This window comes from Psychrobacter sp. 1U2 (genome assembly GCF_051847575.1).
In genome coordinates this window covers 1-581 of sequence record NZ_JBPYDC010001527.1, presented here as the reverse complement: position 1 = coordinate 581, position 581 = coordinate 1, and the positions used below count along the sequence as shown (strand labels likewise).

General features: G+C 42.5%; 1 protein-coding gene. It reads left to right on the top strand.

Translation table 11 applies throughout. The features are described from left to right. Positions 1 to 475 (top strand): phosphopantothenoylcysteine decarboxylase domain-containing protein (locus ACS8FD_RS23005; RefSeq protein WP_439277563.1); only part of this gene is annotated, 475 nt, incomplete at its 5' end. Positions 476 to 581: the final 106 nt, after the last annotated feature.

The following is a 581-nucleotide window of genomic DNA, read 5'->3' as shown; positions in this document are numbered from 1 at the left end:
AAGTATAACGTTAAACAGTAATTTGGATACATTGCCCTTAGATAACTTGCGCCATGCTGATATCTTTATTGCCACGGCAGCCGTCGCCGATTATCGTACTGAAGAAGCTGCCCCGCAAAAAATCAAAAAAACCCAAGATGCTATGGCACTAAATTTGGTCAAGAACCCTGACATCTTAGCGACTATTTCACATGCCTATCCTGATATGTTTGTCGTCGGTTTTGCAGCAGAGACGCAAGATGTAGAGCACTATGCACGCGGTAAGCTAGCTGCTAAAGATTTAGACTTGATTGCTTGTAACGATGTGTCACGCTCAGACATTGGTTTTGCCAGCGATGACAATGCGATGCAGGTGTTTTTCTCTCAGCGCTATACTCATGATACGGTGACATTAGAAAAAGCAAGTAAGGATAGGATTGCTGAGCAGCTCGCTACTATTATCGGCGAGACCCTGATGCAACGTCTTAATGGTTAATTACTTAGTTATTAGCATTAAGACGCAAATGATATGTCGGTTAGATCTACTGTGATGGATATAGCTGATAGCGATAGCACCCAAACGTTATTGCTGATTGCGATTT